We start from the raw sequence: 15877 nt of genomic DNA on the forward strand, positions 1-15877 counted from the left end.
TAAATCGTTGTCGTGAAGATAAAACATTTCAATGGTGATTTGTCAGTGAAGGAATAGACTAGCGCTTTTCTTTTTCCGGCAGTCACCCTTTATGCATTGTGAATTCTTTGAACAGCAACGCTGCATGTCTTGCACGCATTGCGCCACGCCTTACACTTCTCAGGTTGAGATCAAAGATAACCAACTCAAAGCACTGCTGACGAACTTGGCGCCACAACAATGGCTGGCGCCCATGCGCAGTCAAGAAACCACATTTCGCAATAAAGCCAAAATGGTGGTGCTTGGCGCCGCACATGCGCCGATTCTGGGCATTGAAAGTCAACTTGACGGCGCTGCGTTGTCACTCACGCAGTGCCCACTCTATCCGGCACCCACGCAAGCGTTGCTCGAATATCTGCAGCAATGGATTCGCATTGCGGGAATTCCGCCCTACAACAAAGCCAAGAAAAAGGGCGAACTCAAGTTCATCCTGCTGACTCGCAGCGAATACAACGGCCAGTTCATGCTGCGTTTTGTTAGCCGCAGCACAGCGGTGCTGCCGCGAATTGAACGCAATTTGCCTGCATTGTTGGCGGCGTTTCCGGTGATTGAAGTCGTATCGGTCAATATTCAGCCCGTGCACATGGCAAGGCTTGAAGGTGAGGAAGAGATTTTCCTCACTGACACGCAAGTGTTGATGGAGCAGTTCAACGATGTGCCGATGGTGATTCGTCCGAAAAGCTTTTTCCAAACCAACCCGCAGGTCGCGGCATCGTTGTATGCCACCGCGCGTCAATGGGTGCGCGAGTTAGCGCCGGCGCACATGTGGGATCTGTTTTGTGGGGTGGGTGGTTTTGCGCTGCATTGCGCATCGCCCACCACGGCAGTCACCGGGATTGAGATTGAGCCGGAAGCGATCGCCAGTGCCAAGCGCTCGGCCAGCGCGATGGGGATTGATAATCTCAGCTTCGCGGCGCTCGATTCGGCGCAGTTTTCATTGGGGCAGGACGTGGCGCCGGATTTGGTGTTAGTGAATCCGCCTCGCCGTGGTTTAGGGGATGCGCTGACTCAGCAATTGGCGATGTTGTCCCCGAAACACATCATCTACTCCAGCTGCAATCCATTGACGATGAAAAACGATGTGGAACAACTAACGGAGTATCGCGCGGTGAAACTGCAATGGTTTGATATGTTCCCGCACACTGATCATGCTGAAGTGTTGCTATTGCTTGAACGTACTGCCTGAAACGGATTAAAAAAGGAGAGGTGAGCCTCTCCTTTTTTGTGTTTGCCATGCAGCCGTTAACGTCGTGGCTTAGCGGGTTATTTCACCGTCCACTGCACGGCTTCACCAGCGCGGATTGGCACAACGGTTTCGCCGCCAAATGGCATGGATGCCGGGACGTCCCACGCTTGTTTGGTCAGCGTCACGGTGTCGCTGTTGCGCGGCAGGCCGTAGAAATCTGGGCCGTTGTGGCTCGCAAAAGCTTCCAGTTGATCCAGTTTACCTTCCAGTTCAAACACTTCTGCGTACAGTTCTAGCGCGGCGTGCGCTGTGTAAGAGCCCGCGCAGCCACATGCAGCTTCTTTCTTACCTTTGGCGTGTGGCGCCGAGTCGGTGCCGAGGAAGAATTTCTTGCTCCCTGACGTTGCAGCAGCAACCAGCGCATGCTGATGCGTGGCACGTTTTAAAATAGGTAAGCAGTAGAAGTGTGGGCGAATGCCGCCAACCAACATGTGGTTACGGTTAAACAATAAGTGGTGCGCGGTAATAGTAGCGGCCACGTTGTCGCCCGCGTTTTTCACAAATTCGACCGCTTCTGCAGTGGTGATGTGTTCCAACACGATTTTCAGATTGGGGAAATCGTTGACGATGGGTGCCAGCACGGTCTCTAGGAACGTCTTTTCACGGTCGAAAATGTCGATGTCGTGCGTGGTCACTTCGCCGTGAACCAGCAGCAACATGCCTTCTTCTTGCATGGCTTGCAGCACTGGGTAGATATTTTTTGCAGACGTCACACCTGAATCTGAGTTGGTTGTGGCACCCGCTGGGTACAATTTCGCAGCAACCACAGCGCCCGAGGCTTTGGCTTTACGAATCTCTTCTGGGGACGTGTTGTCGGTGAGGTACAGTGCCATCTGAGGTTGAAACTGGCTTTGTGGCTTGGCCGCCATGATGCGTTCGCGGTAGGCGAGGGCCATTTCCGTCGTGGTCACCGGTGGGACAGTATTGGGCATGATTAGCGCGCGTCCGTTGTAACGGCTGATATCGCGCACGGTGTCAGTCAGCACTTCGCCATCGCGAAGGTGAACGTGCCAGTCGTCAGGACGTGTGATCGTTAGAGTTGTCATGAATTGCTCCCACCATGGATTTGTTAAGTGATTGGAGCCAAAACGGCCAGCGATGTCTTCTGCGCAAACGCTTCCGTTTAGGCGACAGGATGATAGAGGAAAAGGGTCGTCATTTCACCCTTTTCTTTGAAAATCGCACCAAATCGCCATTTTCATTAGTTTTGTGTGAGGCGCAGGGGCGATCGGTATCGCGATTAGTCGCCTGACGATTTTTGTTTTATCATCATTGAATCATCATCATGCGTAAGGAATTGCAATGTCGTCAGCTCATCTTTCTCAAATTAACGTCTATCCGGTCAAATCCGTCGGAGGCATTGCGCTTTCGAATGCTTGGGTTGAAAAACAGGGCCTGATGTTTGACCGACGCTTCATGGTGGCATTGGCCGACGGCAGTATGGTGACCGCGCGTAAATACCCGAGCATGGTCAAGGTGCGCTCCACCTTAACGCCGGATGGCTTGATTTTTTCTGCTCAGGGGCAGCCGCCTTTGAAACTGCGCTACCAAGATTTCAAAATGCAAGAAGCGCCCGCGCAAGTGTGGAAAGACAACTTCACCGCATACACCACCACCGATGACGCCGATGATTGGTTTAGCGCTGTGTTGGGGCAGCGCGTTGAGCTGCTGTTCAGCGGCGAGCAATCCAACCGTGTGCGTGAGAAAGTGGGCGGCAATGTCAGCTTTGCCGATGGCTACCCACTGCTGGTGATCAGTGAAGGCTCGTTGCAAGAACTCAATCGTCGCAGCCCAGAACAACACAGCATGGATCAGTTCCGTACCAATTTGGTGGTGTCGGGCACTGAACCGTTTGGCGAAGATGGCTGGAAACGCATTCGCATTGGTGAGGTGGAGTTTGAAGCTGTGAAACCGTGCGAGCGTTGTATTTTGACCACCGTCGACGTACAGAAAGGTGAGTTTCGTCCAACCAAAGAGCCGCTGCGAACGCTGTCTCAGTTTCGTGCCAATGAACGCGGGGGCGTATTTTTCGGCCAGAACTTAGTGGCTAAAAATGAAGGCATGATCCGCACGGGTGATGTGGTGGAAGTGCTCGAATATAAAGAGAAAGAGTATTACCCCGATCATGGCCAAAGCCATTACCTGATGACGTGTGTTGAGCGAGAAGAGATTGCGCGAGACTTTGTGACCTTCTGGCTTGAACCGCAACACGGCCAAGCACCGAGTTACCAACCGGGTCAGCACCTGCCGATCGAAGTGGTGGTGGATGGCGAAAATGTCGCGCGCCGCTACACGCTCTCATCCAGCCCCTCACGCCCCGGACGCTTGGCGATTTCGGTGAAACGCATTGATGGCGGGCGAGTGTCCAATTGGTTGGCGGAAAACCTGCAAGTGGGCGATACGCTGTCCACCCAACTGCCGGATGGCAGCTTCCATCTTGAACAAGCGCTGCACCAGCAACCTTTGTTGCTCCTGTCTGCGGGCAGTGGCGTGACGCCGATGCTCTCGATGTTGCGTTATTTGGCCGATCACCAGCAAATCAACGATGTGGTGTTCTACCATCAATGCCGCGCGGTGGAAGACATTCCCGTTCGCGAAGAACTGGAACAGCTCAATCGCGAGTTTGACGGATTGAAAGTCTTTATCTCATTGACGCAGCCTCCGGTGGATTGGTTTGGTCTTAAAGGGCGCTTTTCACTGTCGCACTTGAAGCAAGTGCCCAATGTGGCCGCTCGCCAAGTGTTTGTCTGTGGCCCGGATGGGTTTATGCAAAAAGCTAAAAATCTGTTGTTGAAACAAGGATTGCCAGAAGCGGCCTATCATCAGGAAGCGTTTGGTGTGGCGCAGAGCGTGACCAAGGCATTTAAAACCCTGCAATTGAGCGTGAACGGCAACGTGTTTGAAGGCAACAACCAAGCGACTTTGCTCGATCAAGCGGAAGCGGCGGGGATTGCGATTGCCAGCAGTTGCCGTGCAGGCTTCTGTGGGTCATGTAAAGTGACCCTCGAATCTGGCCAAGTGCATCAACCGGATGTGCCTGCGCTCCAAGCGCATGAGCGCAACATGGGGGTTGTGCTGGCTTGCTGTTGTATTCCGGAAACGGATATCGAAGTGGTGGACTAATCGCCATAAAAAAACACCTCCCAATGGGAGGTGTTTTTTTATCAAATCGTCTTATTGGGCGTCGCCTAATACCAGTTGGCACATTTGCTGATATTGCGCGTGATTGCCGGCAAACAGCTCCGCGACAATGGCCTCTTCTTTTCCGCCGGACAAACGGCGTTTCATCGCCTCGCGCACCAACAGCACGCAATGCTGCTCTTTGCTGATGCCGACGTGTTCGGTGACCGACCAATTTGCCAGCGCCTGCATAAACGGCGTGGTGCGCAGCGTCGGTTCAAAGTTTTGCACTTCGGCTTTTAAGACTTGCAGCAAATGCGGATACACTGCGTCTTCGCGTTGAGTGTGACGTAAACGTTCCAGCACGGCCAAACTCAGTGCACTATGGTGTACGAAGCCCGCTTGATGCGGAAAAACATCACGCAAACGGACAGAGAAATCGACGCGGCTGATTTGGGTGTTTGGGAAGAAGGTCAACGCGCATAAACAATCGAGGGGTATCCACACCGCTTGATTCGGTTCCACGGCGTATTCCTGTTTCCCCAATTTGATCAGCACCAGTCCTTGCTCCACATGAATCAAGCTGTGCTTGGTGGCCCGTTTGCGAGACGTGGCTTCTAAATAGGGAAATAAGCACGTTTCTGACTGGATAGCGTAATTCATGGATGGCCTCGAGATAATTTGGGGCGCTAAGGGTACCGCTTTCACTCACAAAAGCCAATTCTCTCGCGCTGCAAACAGGCACGTTCAATGCATTACTCAATGGGTTGCATTGAAACACGCGTCGATGTGACGCGTATGGAAACCTTTTTCATTAAAGCTGGTCTGACCTTATGAATTATGTGGTAACGATAGCTGCGACGCTCGATGAGTATGCGTAGAATAGGCCAGCTTTTTATTTGACGTATAAGTATATGACTTCAACAACTGATCCTTTTGTAGACATTCGTCCATACAACGACGATGAGATTCCTGCGGCCCTTGATCGTTTGATCAATGACGAAGAGTTTATTGCTGCCATTTTGCAGCACCGGTTTGAGCGCCAGCCGTCTTGGCTAAAATCTCTGATGGGGCCGTTTGTTAAAGCCTACCTCAAATTTAAATGGGCCAAGCTGACTTCGGTGGAAGCAATTCAACTGGAAGTGAAAAAATACCTCGACCAGACGCTGGAACACACCACGCGTGGCGTGACGTACAGCGGTCTGAATCAGCTCGACAAAAACACCGCTTACCTGTTTGTATCGAACCACCGCGATATTGCGATGGATCCTGCGTTGGTGAACTACGGTCTGCACATCAGCGGTCACCGGACGGTGCGCATCGCCATCGGCGATAACTTACTGAAAAAACCGTGTGCCACTGAGCTGATGAAGCTCAACAAAAGCTTTATCGTTAAACGTTCGGCCAAAGGCCCGCGTGAAATGATGAAAGCACTGGGCACGCTGTCGGGTTACATCAAACACTCGCTCGAAACGGGCAACTCCATCTGGATTGCACAGAAGGAAGGCCGCGCGAAAGATGGCAACGATTTTACAGATCCAGCCATTTTGAAGATGTTCCATGTGGAAGGTCGTAAACAGAAGATTGAGTTTGCGGACTACATTAAGTCGCTGAAAATTGTGCCAGTGTCGATCGCCTACGAAAACGACCCGTGTGACATCGCCAAAGCGCGCGAACTGTATGAGAAAGCCACGCATGGCAAATACGAAAAAGGTGAATTTGAAGATATCGAAAGTATCATTCAAGGCATCGTCGGTGACAAAGGCCGCGTGCATGTTGCGTTTGGTCATGTGATTGATCAAACCTTTGACACGCCGGAAGCGTTGGCCGAGGAGATTGATCGTCAGATCCATGAAAACTATCTGCTGTACCCCATCAACCTGTTGGCTGCCGGTGAAGAGAGTGATGAGATCACGCCTGCTGTGCGCGCGAAACTGAATGAGAAATTGGCGCAATTGCCAGAAGGGGCGCACGCGTACTTGCTTGATAGCTACGCCAACCCGGTGCGCAATCGTAAATAACGCGCAGCGTCAGCCTAAAAAAAGAGAAGCCTTGGCTTCTCTTTTTTGTCTTTGGGAACTGGGATGTTAACGGGCGACAGCGCCGCCAAGGGTTAACTTTGTTGGCCATTGGGTGATCTGATTGCCGCCCAGATAGATATTGCCGTGGACGGTCATGGTTTCGGGGAAGGTGGTGATTTGCGAGCCGCCGATAAACAAACTGCCTTGTACGACCAAGCCTTCGGGCAACTTGCTTAATGGTGTGCGAATCACGCTCAGATCGCCTTTTACGGTCAAACGCGGTGGCAGCGTCGCAAGGGGCGTGTCGGTAAAGTTGAGGTAGCCGCCGACGTTAATGCCTGCTGGCCAATTGGTGATCTTCGACCCAAGCAAATTGGCGTAACCACGAATGAATGTGCCTCGTTGGACGCGTGCCAACTGGCTGTTTGATGCATCGAGGCTGCCATTGACTTTGAGCCCGCTGGGCAGGCGGCTAATGCCGGTTTTGGCGATGTTGAGGTTGCCTTTCACCTCCAGACCATCGGGCAGGCTGGTAAATGGCTTATTGCGCAGATCCAAGTTCCCGTAGTTATCGAGATAATTGAGGATATGGTATTGATCCAGCGGGGTTGCCATCAGCGGTATGCTGGGCAAGCACAACATTAAACAAAGCAGCAGTCGCGGCATAGCGGCTTCCGGTAGTTGTCACAATCACGTTGGTTAGTATCGCCAGCATTGCGCGCGGCTTCAATCCCTGTTGCGCGAAAAGGCGAGCAGCGTGGGAAAAGGTCACAAAAAAACGGGCCAGGTCGGCCCGTTCCACAGCATCGGATGCTTGAACTTCGAATTAACGCGCCAGTGAGCGAGTTTTCAATTCGAAAATCAGTTTTTCAGCGCTCACTTCAAACTGAAAGCGGGCGTGCAATTCTTTTGCGTCATCGGCGAGGGGCAGAACTTCGTGTTGCACGTTCTCGTTCACCTGTTTGGCAACAGCGAGGTATTTTTCTAGCTCAGCATTCAGTTGTTCACGGTTGTCAGCGAAGATAGTCACTTCTGCCACATCATCGCCCTCACGGATGATATAACCCATTTCACCGGCCACACCACACGCTTCACACACTTCGGTTTCTACGTAGCTTTCGTTACTCATCTCATAATCCTCTTACAAAAGTTATGGTCATTCTAACCCTGTATGCAACCGTATTCCAGAGTCAGAGCTTGCTGTTTTTGCACTGTTTTACAGTGTGATATTTCGTATCGGGTCACATTTCAATTCTTGCATCATGGCGAATCTCTGGCGGGGAGATGTGATGTGAGTCAATTTTTTGTGAGTTTTAGTGCCATTATTTTGTCATACTGCCACCAATTTCATTGCTATAGCTTATGGATTGTAAGATTATCCTCAATCCAGTTAGCAATATTTTGTCGTCGTTTGATGACGTTTGTTCGGGTGTTTTCATCCATTCAATGAACCCATTCGTGTCGGTCATGGTTCGCATGCGGTCTGTCACGCGGGTGGTCTTAGGGCGCTTGTGTGTTGTCTTGGCAGCAAGGTATAGGGCATTGATAAATAATAAATGATGAATCGACCTCGCGATGTAGCCTGCCACTGTACAGTCATGTTCGTGCAACCATGTTTGTACAGTATGTAGTCGAGTGCTGGTAGGCTTGTTGCGTGATTTGTCCGCGAATAAAAAACAATATGGGATTACATAAGAAGAGCTTTAACCATGCCAAAGCGTAGTAAAGAAGATACAGAAATCACAATTCAAAAGATCATGGATGCCGTTGTTGATCAACTGTTGCGACTTGGATACGACAAAATGTCATATACCACGCTAAGCCAGCAGACGGGTGTGTCACGCACCGGGATCAGTCACCATTTTCCGAAGAAAACAGATTTCGCCTCCGCGCTCGATGGACGTATTTTTAAAATGTTTATCGATCATCTGGATTTTGATAATGGCACAGACTCGTTCTCATCCAGTTGGGTGAAAGCGTTAGATAACTCGGAATTTATCGCCATCCTTCGTCTGCTGTTCCATCACATTGTGACCACGGAACGTGCAGAGAGCTTTGCATCAAACGGCATTGAACGTTTGTACCGCCTTGCGGATGAAAAGCTGGGTGATGGCAGTGATAAACAGGTTGAGTGGTTGATCGGCAAATCGCTGGTCACCATGAGCCAGTAACCGACCCCATAACTCAAAAGGCCAACTCATGTTGGCCTTTTTCATTTCTGAAAGGTGTCGCGATGAAGAAGGTGTCGCGATTAAGCCGCTGGATAAACCATCGGAAAATCCAATTGCGGATGCGGTGCCACCATTGCGTGATAGCCGTACACCCGTTCGATGAGGTCGCTGCTGAGCGCTTGCCAGGGCGGTGCATCGCACACCAGTTTTCCCTCATGTAACAGCACCAGACGGTCTGCGTATTGCGACGCGAGGTTGAGGTCGTGCAGCACCACAATCACTGCGCAGGCTTGGGTGCGTGCCAAATCACGCGCAATACGCAGCGTGTTGTGCTGGTGGGCCAGATCAAGCGCCGAGGTTGGTTCGTCCAACATCAGCACTTTCTGTTCGCCGCTTTGATGCAATTGTGTCAGCACGCGTGCCAAATGCAGTCGCTGCTTTTCACCGCCGGAAAGCGCCGGATAGACGCGCTCGGCAAGATGCACCACATCGGTTTTCGTCATGTAATGACGGGCGAGCTGACGTGTCTCTTGCTTGCTGGCATGGAGAGGAATGGCGCCCAGCTCTACTACTTCTTGCGCGGTAAATGGAAAACTCAGGCTGCTGCTTTGTGGCAGTAGCCCTACATGACGGGCAAGTTCTGCGGGCGACCATTCATGGCGCGCGCGGCCAAAGAAGTGGATCGGTGCGGCGCTGTCGAGTTCGCCGCTGAGCAGTTTCAATAGGGTACTTTTCCCGGCGCCATTAGGGCCGAGCAGCGCGGTGACTTCACCTGCTCGAATCTCAAGATCAATCTCATCAAGCACGGTGCGAGCACCAAACCGAGCGGACAGGCCATGCGCCTGAATGGCAATCGACGACATCAGAAAATCTTCCCTTTTTGCTGAAATAGAAGGTAGAGGAAAAAAGGCGCGCCGACCAGAGCGGTGACAATGCCAATCGGCAGTTCGGCTGGTGTCGCGGCAACCCGTGCGACCATGTCGGCGATGGTCAATAGTAGCGCGCCAAGCAATGCCGAAACGGGCAGCAGATAACGATGATCCGGCCCCACCAACATGCGCCCCAGGTGTGGGACAACCAAGCCAACAAAGCCAATCATTCCGGCGGCACTGACCGTGACGCCCACACCCACGGCACTGAGGACGATCAGCGCGCGTTTGAGGCGCTGAATTGGAATGCCGAGGTGACGCGCTTCGGATTCGCCAAGCAGGAGCGCGTTCAGCGCCATCGCTCGGCGTGCAAAGTAGAGGTATAGCCCTAGTAACGTCAGCGCGCACAAGGTGATGCTTTGCCAGTTCGCTCCGGCAAAGGAGCCCATCGACCACAAGGTCAAATCGCGCAGCATTTGATCGTCGGCGACATAATTGAGGTAACCAATGCCCGCTCCGGACACGGCGCTGATCGCGACGCCTGCCAACAGCATGATGGTGACGGAAGTGCCGAATTTATTGGTGCCCAAGCGATAGACGATGATGGTCGTCAACGCGCCGCCGAGAAACGCGCACAAGGGCAACGTGATTGCGTTCATCCAACGTGCGTCAAAATTCAAGCTGCCGAGGAAGACGATCGCCAGTGCCGCGCCCAGTGACGCGCCCGCCGAGACGCCGATGATGCCCGGCTCTGCCAATGGGTTGCGAAACAGCCCTTGCATCACGGTGCCGCACAGCGCGAGGATTGCACCAACCAACAAGCACAACAAGGTGCGCGGAAAACGGATCTCGTGGATCACCAAATTGATGTGATTGGCAATGGTGTCACTGCGCAGCAGCAAGCTGTGCAGACTGTCGCTGAAACTGATGTCCATTGGACCAACGGTGATCGAATAAAGGGTCGCGATCGCGACGATCAGCCCCAACATCGATGTGGTCACATAAAGCGGAACCTGTCTTAACACGATTGATTAACCTTGTGGGTAGAGCAACGCTTGCAGGCGCTGTGCTTCTTCCAAGCTTTTCAGCCCCAAACCGCCCACGAGGGCATGACCATCGACGGTGACGATGCGTTTGCTTTGGCCCGCGGGTGTGGCAGCCAGCATGGGCATCGCTTTGAGAATAGCGTCCGCGCCGCCCATCTTGTCGTAGCTGCGACCGCTCACCAGAATCACATCCGGTTGCATTTGAACCATGGCTTCCATGGACAACGGTTTGTAGGCGTTCAAAGTACGAGCCGCCGGGTTCACGCCGCCAGCGAGGGTGATCATCGCATCCGGCACGGTGTCACGTCCGGCCACATTGGCTGCACGTCCTTCGTGGATCAGCAAAAACAGTACCTTTTTGCGCGCAGCCATCTCCGGTTGGTGTGCTTGCAGCGTTTGCAGGGCATCGTCGACTTGTTGTTTCAGCGGCACGGCTGCGTCTTCGGTGTGCGTCAGGCGAGCAATCTGGTCGATACGTTGCAATAATCCCTGCGGCGTTGAATCGCTATTGATGACTTTCACCGCAACGCCAGCCGATTTCAGTTGGTTCAATGTGGTGTCCGGGCCCATTTCGTTGGAACCCAACACTTGCGTCGGCTCAAGCGCCAGCAGCCCTTCGGCGGACAATTGACGATGATAGCCGACTTTCGGCAGCGCCAAGGCGGGCGGTGCAACGCTGGTGACATCAATGCCGACCAATTGCTGCTGTGCGCCGAGGGCTAAAATTAGCTCGGTCACGCTGCTGCCAGCGCTGATGATGCGCTCTGCGGCCAAAGTGGGAGTAGAAAAGACGGTGAGTGCCGTGGCTGCCAGCCACACGGCGCGAACAGAGGTTTTCATAACAAATCTCATTCTGTTGAAGGTTTTTCGGTTAAGAGTTGTGTGGCTGGAATGCCGTTGTCTTGTAAGAAGGCCAGCAGCTTGACCAGATGCTGGACTTGCGCATGTTTATCGGCACCAATCACGATCGGGCGCTGATGGTGTTGATGGGCTTCCAGCAAAGCGAGCGTGAAGTTGTGCCAGTCCAGATACGCCTGACCGTCGATGGCCCAATACGGCGCTTCGGCAGTGATGTTGATGGTGAGAGATTGCGACGCCACCGTGGTCACTGCCGCCGAATCGCTGGTGGGTAAACTCACGTCCAGCGAGTCGAGCTTCACCGCGGCGGTGAGCATCAAAAACACCATCACGATGAAAATGATGTCGAGCAGCGGCGTGAGATCCGGCGTTAATCCAAAATCACGTTTGTAGGGCGCGCTTTTGATCATGGTGTACTCACTTCAGGTGAAGTGGCGGTGCTGTCTTGCGTGCGGCGCGCATCATGGGTATTGAGGCTGATGCCTTCCAGCCACAGATTGACGTAGTTGAGCGTGTGTTCAAGCTTGGCCATCACTTTGTCGGCCCATAAGCTCAGTAACTGCGCGCCAGCGATGGCGGGCAGCGCAATCATCAACCCCGCCGCGGTGGTGCGCATCGCAATGCCAAGGCCATCGGCCAGATCATTTGGGGTAATGTTGCCACTTGAGGCGGCGACGCCTTTGAACATTTCAATCAGGCCCAGCACGGTGCCGAGCAGGCCAATCAACGGGCTGATGACGCCAATGAGCGTCAGCAGACGCAATCCGGCGTTGAGTTGATGACGCTTTTCTTGCAACCAAATGCCCGCCGCATCTTCGCGTAATGCTTTGGGAAACGCATGGTGCGCCAATAGCATTGCGACGGAGCGATATAACAATGGACGCTTGCCTGCCAACGCCTCGGCAAGCGCTTCAAGTTGCGTGGCGTTGGTGGGGGAAATGCCATTCAAGTGACGACGAATCGCCCCTTTTCCGACGCCCAAGCTCAAGATCACCTGAAATGCGCGTTCAGCCAGAATCATGACCGTCAGCGCGGAGCAGATCAGCAGTGGCCAAGTCATCAGGCCGAGTTGTTGTTGTAATTGATGTAGCGGTTCCATTATCCATCCAACCTAAAACGAACGGGGATTTGCACTCGGTGAGCAAGCGCTTCACCGTTGATGATGTGCGGAGAAAACTTCCACTGTTTGATGGCATCCAGAGCGGATTGGTCCAACATCGCAGTACCGGAAGACGAAATTAAAATCTGTTTGATTTGGCGGCCGTGTTCATCAAGCCACACTTCATACGTTGCCACGCCCTCAATGCCCCGTTTTTGCGCCAAGCGCGGATAACTCGGACGCACCGGGCGAGAGACAAACGACGGGCGATCCACCATCATCGGTGTGGCATTGGCGCCTTGGCTGCTGACGATGGGGGCGGGTTTGCTCGCGGCTACCGGTTCGACGGGGTTTGCGGCGGGCTTGGGCTTCACCGGTTCAGGTTTGGGCGCTGGTGTGGCGATGGGGGCGGTCGATTTAGCCACGGTGTCGGCCGTTGGCTTCGACGGCGTGGGTTTGACGCGCTTTGGCGTGACTTTGGGTGTCGCTTTAGGTATCGCTTTGGGCACTGCGGTGTGTTTCACCACCTTCGCTGGGGGGGCCGGCGCAGGTTCCGGTGCGGTTTGAGGCGTTGTTTTGTCTGGCACTGTTTTTTCGACAACGCGTTCCTTCGCTTGCTGCGGTGCGGGCTGCGGGGCTGCGACGAAATTAATGGCGACGGATGTGGACTGATTGCCAGCGGGCATCGCCAGCGCAGTGGATTGGTTTGCCACCAACATGAATGCGGCATGCAGTGCAAGAGAAACGCCGCCTGCGACAACATATCTTGGAAAATTCACGCTCAGCTCCAAAGCCTGTGGGTTAGTAAGTTTCAGAATTATCACTCAACATGCAAATAAGATCAATTATCAATTGCATTCTCATTTATCTGTATCTATCATTTTGTCACTTTGTACAGAAGGATGCTCGAGACCAGTCGTATCAAGCATTCGCTAGAGATAATGTATGTTGGATTTAAATAATTTTGATGAATCAATTCTTGGGTTAGAGACCCCAGATCCGCTGCGTTTCGCATTCAAGGCCAAACACTCCGCACACGCGGGTGGCGGCGTGGTGCCTGTGCCGCCGCCATTGGCCCAATCGACGTGGGATCGCATCGCGAATCAAACCATCCACGCCACTCAGCGTTGTTTGTACATTCACGTGCCGTTTTGTCGCGTGCGTTGCACCTTCTGTAACTTTTTTCAGAATGCAGCCAGTCGTGAACTGGTGGACGGCTATTTTGCCGCCTTGATGACCGAGCTACGCGCCAAAGCAGCGTTGCCGTGGACCCAATCGGGCGTGTTTCACGCCGTGTACGTTGGCGGCGGCACGCCGACGGATTTGTCCCCTGCGCAAATTCGTCAGCTCGGACAAGCCATTCGTCACTACTTTCCCCTCAGCAGCGATTGTGAAATCACCCTTGAAGGGCGCACCAACCGCTTTAGCGATGAAATGTTTGATCACGCTTTGGAAGGGGGCTTTAACCGCTTTTCGTTTGGCGTGCAGAGTTTCAATACCTTGGTACGCCGCAGTGCCAAACGCTTGGATGAGCGAGAAACGGTCTTGCAGCGTTTGAGCGACCTCAGTGCCACGCAACAGGCGCCCATCGTGATCGATTTGCTGTACGGCTTACCGCATCAAACACTGGACGTCTTCGAGCAAGATTTACGTGATTATTTGCAAACTGGCGCGCATGGTGTCGACTTGTACCAACTGGTTGTGGGCGGCTCCGCACCGATGCTGAACTTGGTGGAAAAAGGGCGTTTGCCACCGCCAGCGACCACGCCAGACAAAGCGGCGATGTATGAGCTGGGCGTGAACTTTTTCGCGCGTCATCACCTCAAACCATTAAGTGTGAACCATTGGGCGCGTGACAATCGTGAGCGCAGCCAATACAACTCGCTGGCCAAAACCTATGCGCAAGTGTTGCCGATTGGCTGCGGCGCGGGCGGGAATGTCGGTGGGTATTCACTGATGCAACATCGCCAACTGCCAGCGTATATGGACGCGGTGAAACGAGGCGAAACGCCCATCGCGATGATGTTCGCGCAGCATGCGTTGGAACCGGTATTTGCGACGTTGAAAGCCGGATTTGATGCTGGCGTGGTCGCGCGTTCTGCGTTCCAACAGATTGATGGCGGCGACAGTTTTGACCGGCTCAAACCGCTGTTTGCGCATTGGGCGCAGCGCGGGCTCGTCACCAATGACGATGCGTATCTGGTTCTGACACTGGCGGGGCGCTTTTGGTCCGTCACCTTGGCGCAAGCCTGCATTCAGGTTTTACAAACCAACACGGCGCAACATCGTATTGCGCAATAACCTTGGATAGAACTATGGAATCTCTACAACAGCAAGTGGCGCAGCTACTTGAACAAGAACCCACATTGTTACCTGCGGCGATGGCTGAACGTCTCAATGTGTCTGAATTTGATGTGGTCAACGCGCTGCCAGCAGAGATGGTCGCCGTGTTGGCGGGCAGTGACGCTGAAACCCTGCTGAGCGACATTGCCGATTGGGGCACCGTGACCACCATCGTCCAGTCGTTTGGTTCGATTTTTGAGGTCAAAGCCCCACTACCGAAAGGGAAAATGGCGCGCGGCTACTACAATTTGATGGGGCGTGACGGTCAGCTGCATGGCCATTTGAAGCTCGATACCATTGCGCACATTGCGTTGGTCAGCAAGCCGTTTATGGGACGTGAAAGCCACTACTTTGGCTTTTTCAGTGCGCAGGGCGACAACATTTTTAAGGTGTATTTGGGACGGGACGAAAAGCGTGAGTTGTTATCCGACCAAGTCACTCGCTTTAAAGCATGGCAACAACAACTACAAAAATAATGATCGGTTTGAGGAGAAAGTAAATGGATCAGCAAGTAAAGCAGGAGCGCCTGCAAGGACGTCTGGAGCCGGAAATCCAAGCGTTTCGTCAGGAACGTGCCACGCTGCAACTGGCTACTGTCGATGCAGACGGTCGCCCGAATGTCAGTTACGCCCCGTTCGTGCAAAACCAGGAAGGGTACTTCATTCTGATTTCCCACATTGCCCGTCATGCCCGTAACCTGGATATCAACCCTCAGGTGTCGATCATGATGATCGAAGACGAAAGCGATGCAAAGCAACTCTTTGCGCGTAAACGTCTGACGTTTGATGCGGTTGCCAAAAGTGTTCCTCGTGATGCGGCGTTGTGGCAACAGGTGATTGGTCAAATGAAAGATCGCTTCGGTGAGATCATTGATGGCCTGAGCCAACTCGAAGATTTCACCCTGTACTGCCTAAAACCAGAAAAAGGCCTGTTCGTGAAAGGCTTTGGTCAAGCGTATCAAGTATCTGGCGATGATCTGGTGGACTTTGTTCATCTGCAAGAAGGGCATCGCAAGATCTCAAACGGCTGATCGCGTTGCGCGTCACTGCATCAAAGTAAATCTAA

At 53.1% G+C, this 15877-nt stretch carries 17 protein-coding genes; 7 read left to right on the forward strand and 10 right to left on the reverse strand.

What is annotated here, in order from left to right; all coding sequences use genetic code 11:
- Positions 1-91: 91 nt before the first annotated feature.
- A complete protein-coding gene (gene rlmC, locus ACF8PK_RS16345; RefSeq protein ID WP_392442419.1) occupies positions 92-1225 on the forward strand; it encodes a 23S rRNA (uracil(747)-C(5))-methyltransferase RlmC in 1134 nt (377 codons plus the stop codon).
- A gap of 77 nt (positions 1226-1302) precedes the next feature.
- On the opposite strand, the gene pyrC is transcribed toward rlmC, so the two are convergent.
- Entirely contained in the window at positions 1303-2331 is a 1029-nt protein-coding gene (pyrC, locus tag ACF8PK_RS16350) for a dihydroorotase (RefSeq protein WP_055465010.1), read from the reverse strand.
- A gap of 256 nt (positions 2332-2587) precedes the next feature.
- Between pyrC and ACF8PK_RS16355 the strand changes: the two genes are divergently transcribed.
- Positions 2588-4408: an MOSC N-terminal beta barrel domain-containing protein gene (locus ACF8PK_RS16355; RefSeq protein ID WP_392442422.1), complete on the forward strand. Its 1821-nt coding sequence runs from the start codon at positions 2588-2590 to the stop codon at positions 4406-4408.
- A 51-nt stretch (positions 4409-4459) separates the two neighbouring features.
- Here the strand turns inward: ACF8PK_RS16355 and ACF8PK_RS16360 are convergent, their stop codons facing one another.
- On the reverse strand, positions 4460-5068 hold the full coding sequence (locus ACF8PK_RS16360; protein WP_286281108.1) for an AraC family transcriptional regulator: 609 nt from the start codon (positions 5066-5068) through the stop codon (positions 4460-4462).
- A gap of 251 nt (positions 5069-5319) precedes the next feature.
- On the opposite strand from ACF8PK_RS16360, the gene ACF8PK_RS16365 reads away from it, so the two are divergent.
- The gene (locus ACF8PK_RS16365) at positions 5320-6426 is read left to right on the forward strand and encodes a 1-acyl-sn-glycerol-3-phosphate acyltransferase (RefSeq protein ID WP_004727681.1); all 1107 of its coding nucleotides are present in this window, start codon (positions 5320-5322) and stop codon (positions 6424-6426) included.
- 66 nt (positions 6427-6492) lie between these two features.
- On the opposite strand, the gene ACF8PK_RS16370 is transcribed toward ACF8PK_RS16365, so the two are convergent.
- Positions 6493-7092 carry a hypothetical protein gene (locus tag ACF8PK_RS16370; protein WP_041943319.1) on the reverse strand — a complete coding sequence of 200 codons (600 nt, stop codon included), beginning with the start codon at positions 7090-7092 and terminating at the stop codon, positions 6493-6495.
- Positions 7093-7252: 160 nt separating this feature from the next.
- Entirely contained in the window at positions 7253-7555 is a 303-nt protein-coding gene (locus tag ACF8PK_RS16375; RefSeq protein ID WP_143679536.1) for a YfcZ/YiiS family protein, read from the reverse strand.
- A gap of 580 nt (positions 7556-8135) precedes the next feature.
- On the opposite strand from ACF8PK_RS16375, the gene ACF8PK_RS16380 reads away from it, so the two are divergent.
- Entirely contained in the window at positions 8136-8597 is a 462-nt protein-coding gene (locus tag ACF8PK_RS16380) for a TetR family transcriptional regulator (protein WP_004727684.1), read from the forward strand.
- 80 nt (positions 8598-8677) lie between these two features.
- On the opposite strand, the gene ACF8PK_RS16385 is transcribed toward ACF8PK_RS16380, so the two are convergent.
- The 6 genes from ACF8PK_RS16385 to ACF8PK_RS16410 are packed head-to-tail and all read right to left on the reverse strand — an operon-like array spanning position 8678 to position 13248.
- Positions 8678-9460, reverse strand: coding sequence for a heme ABC transporter ATP-binding protein (locus tag ACF8PK_RS16385; RefSeq protein WP_154179224.1), 783 nt, complete (start codon positions 9458-9460; stop codon positions 8678-8680).
- Positions 9460-10455 carry an iron ABC transporter permease gene (locus tag ACF8PK_RS16390; RefSeq protein WP_004727686.1) on the reverse strand — a complete coding sequence of 332 codons (996 nt, stop codon included), beginning with the start codon at positions 10453-10455 and terminating at the stop codon, positions 9460-9462. The genes ACF8PK_RS16385 and ACF8PK_RS16390 overlap by 1 nt, the downstream gene beginning before the upstream one ends.
- Positions 10456-10497: 42 nt before the next feature.
- Positions 10498-11352, reverse strand: a complete 855-nt coding sequence (locus ACF8PK_RS16395; RefSeq protein ID WP_158164142.1) for a hemin ABC transporter substrate-binding protein — start codon at positions 11350-11352, stop codon at positions 10498-10500.
- A gap of 8 nt (positions 11353-11360) precedes the next feature.
- Entirely contained in the window at positions 11361-11780 is a 420-nt protein-coding gene (locus tag ACF8PK_RS16400) for a biopolymer transporter ExbD (RefSeq protein ID WP_004727688.1), read from the reverse strand.
- Positions 11777-12469, reverse strand: a complete 693-nt coding sequence (locus ACF8PK_RS16405) for a MotA/TolQ/ExbB proton channel family protein (protein ID WP_004727689.1) — start codon at positions 12467-12469, stop codon at positions 11777-11779. Before ACF8PK_RS16405 ends, ACF8PK_RS16400 begins: the two co-directional genes overlap by 4 nt.
- The gene (locus tag ACF8PK_RS16410) at positions 12469-13248 is read right to left on the reverse strand and encodes an energy transducer TonB (protein ID WP_392442430.1); all 780 of its coding nucleotides are present in this window, start codon (positions 13246-13248) and stop codon (positions 12469-12471) included. The genes ACF8PK_RS16405 and ACF8PK_RS16410 overlap by 1 nt, the downstream gene beginning before the upstream one ends.
- Before the next feature lie 166 nt (positions 13249-13414).
- On the opposite strand from ACF8PK_RS16410, the gene hutW reads away from it, so the two are divergent.
- Genes hutW through hutZ form a run of 3 tightly spaced genes read left to right on the forward strand, consistent with a single transcriptional unit; the run spans position 13415 to position 15842 of the window.
- Positions 13415-14770 carry a heme anaerobic degradation radical SAM methyltransferase ChuW/HutW gene (gene hutW / locus ACF8PK_RS16415; protein ID WP_392442433.1) on the forward strand — a complete coding sequence of 452 codons (1356 nt, stop codon included), beginning with the start codon at positions 13415-13417 and terminating at the stop codon, positions 14768-14770.
- A 14-nt stretch (positions 14771-14784) separates the two neighbouring features.
- Positions 14785-15288 (forward strand): heme utilization cystosolic carrier protein HutX, encoded by a 504-nt coding sequence (gene hutX, locus ACF8PK_RS16420; protein ID WP_004727692.1) that lies wholly within the window; start codon positions 14785-14787, stop codon positions 15286-15288.
- A gap of 23 nt (positions 15289-15311) precedes the next feature.
- Entirely contained in the window at positions 15312-15842 is a 531-nt protein-coding gene (hutZ, locus tag ACF8PK_RS16425) for a heme utilization protein HutZ (RefSeq protein WP_014258063.1), read from the forward strand.
- Positions 15843-15877 lie beyond the last annotated feature (35 nt).

Source organism: Vibrio sp. CJQ_6 (assembly GCF_043106745.1).
GTDB classification, from domain to species: Bacteria; Pseudomonadota; Gammaproteobacteria; order Enterobacterales; family Vibrionaceae; genus Vibrio; species Vibrio furnissii.

Bases quoted from the DNA above. Each gene is read 5' to 3' on its own strand.
- ACF8PK_RS16390 (WP_004727686.1), bottom strand. From the start codon at position 10,455: ATGTTGGGGCTGATCGTCGCGATCGCGACCCTTTATTCGATCACCGTT.
- ACF8PK_RS16355 (WP_392442422.1), top strand. From the start codon at position 2,588: ATGTCGTCAGCTCATCTTTCTCAAATTAACGTCTATCCGGTCAAATCC.
- ACF8PK_RS16370 (WP_041943319.1), bottom strand. From the start codon at position 7,092: ATGCCGCGACTGCTGCTTTGTTTAATGTTGTGCTTGCCCAGCATACCG.
- ACF8PK_RS16395 (WP_158164142.1), bottom strand. From the start codon at position 11,352: ATGAAAACCTCTGTTCGCGCCGTGTGGCTGGCAGCCACGGCACTCACC.
- rlmC (WP_392442419.1), top strand. From the start codon at position 92: ATGCATTGTGAATTCTTTGAACAGCAACGCTGCATGTCTTGCACGCAT.
- ACF8PK_RS16385 (WP_154179224.1), bottom strand. From the start codon at position 9,460: ATGTCGTCGATTGCCATTCAGGCGCATGGCCTGTCCGCTCGGTTTGGT.
- ACF8PK_RS16360 (WP_286281108.1), bottom strand. From the start codon at position 5,068: ATGAATTACGCTATCCAGTCAGAAACGTGCTTATTTCCCTATTTAGAA.
- ACF8PK_RS16400 (WP_004727688.1), bottom strand. From the start codon at position 11,780: ATGATCAAAAGCGCGCCCTACAAACGTGATTTTGGATTAACGCCGGAT.
- hutX (WP_004727692.1), top strand. From the start codon at position 14,785: ATGGAATCTCTACAACAGCAAGTGGCGCAGCTACTTGAACAAGAACCC.
- pyrC (WP_055465010.1), bottom strand. From the start codon at position 2,331: ATGACAACTCTAACGATCACACGTCCTGACGACTGGCACGTTCACCTT.
- hutW (WP_392442433.1), top strand. From the start codon at position 13,415: ATGTTGGATTTAAATAATTTTGATGAATCAATTCTTGGGTTAGAGACC.
- ACF8PK_RS16380 (WP_004727684.1), top strand. From the start codon at position 8,136: ATGCCAAAGCGTAGTAAAGAAGATACAGAAATCACAATTCAAAAGATC.
- hutZ (WP_014258063.1), top strand. From the start codon at position 15,312: ATGGATCAGCAAGTAAAGCAGGAGCGCCTGCAAGGACGTCTGGAGCCG.
- ACF8PK_RS16365 (WP_004727681.1), top strand. From the start codon at position 5,320: ATGACTTCAACAACTGATCCTTTTGTAGACATTCGTCCATACAACGAC.
- ACF8PK_RS16375 (WP_143679536.1), bottom strand. From the start codon at position 7,555: ATGAGTAACGAAAGCTACGTAGAAACCGAAGTGTGTGAAGCGTGTGGT.
- ACF8PK_RS16405 (WP_004727689.1), bottom strand. From the start codon at position 12,469: ATGGAACCGCTACATCAATTACAACAACAACTCGGCCTGATGACTTGG.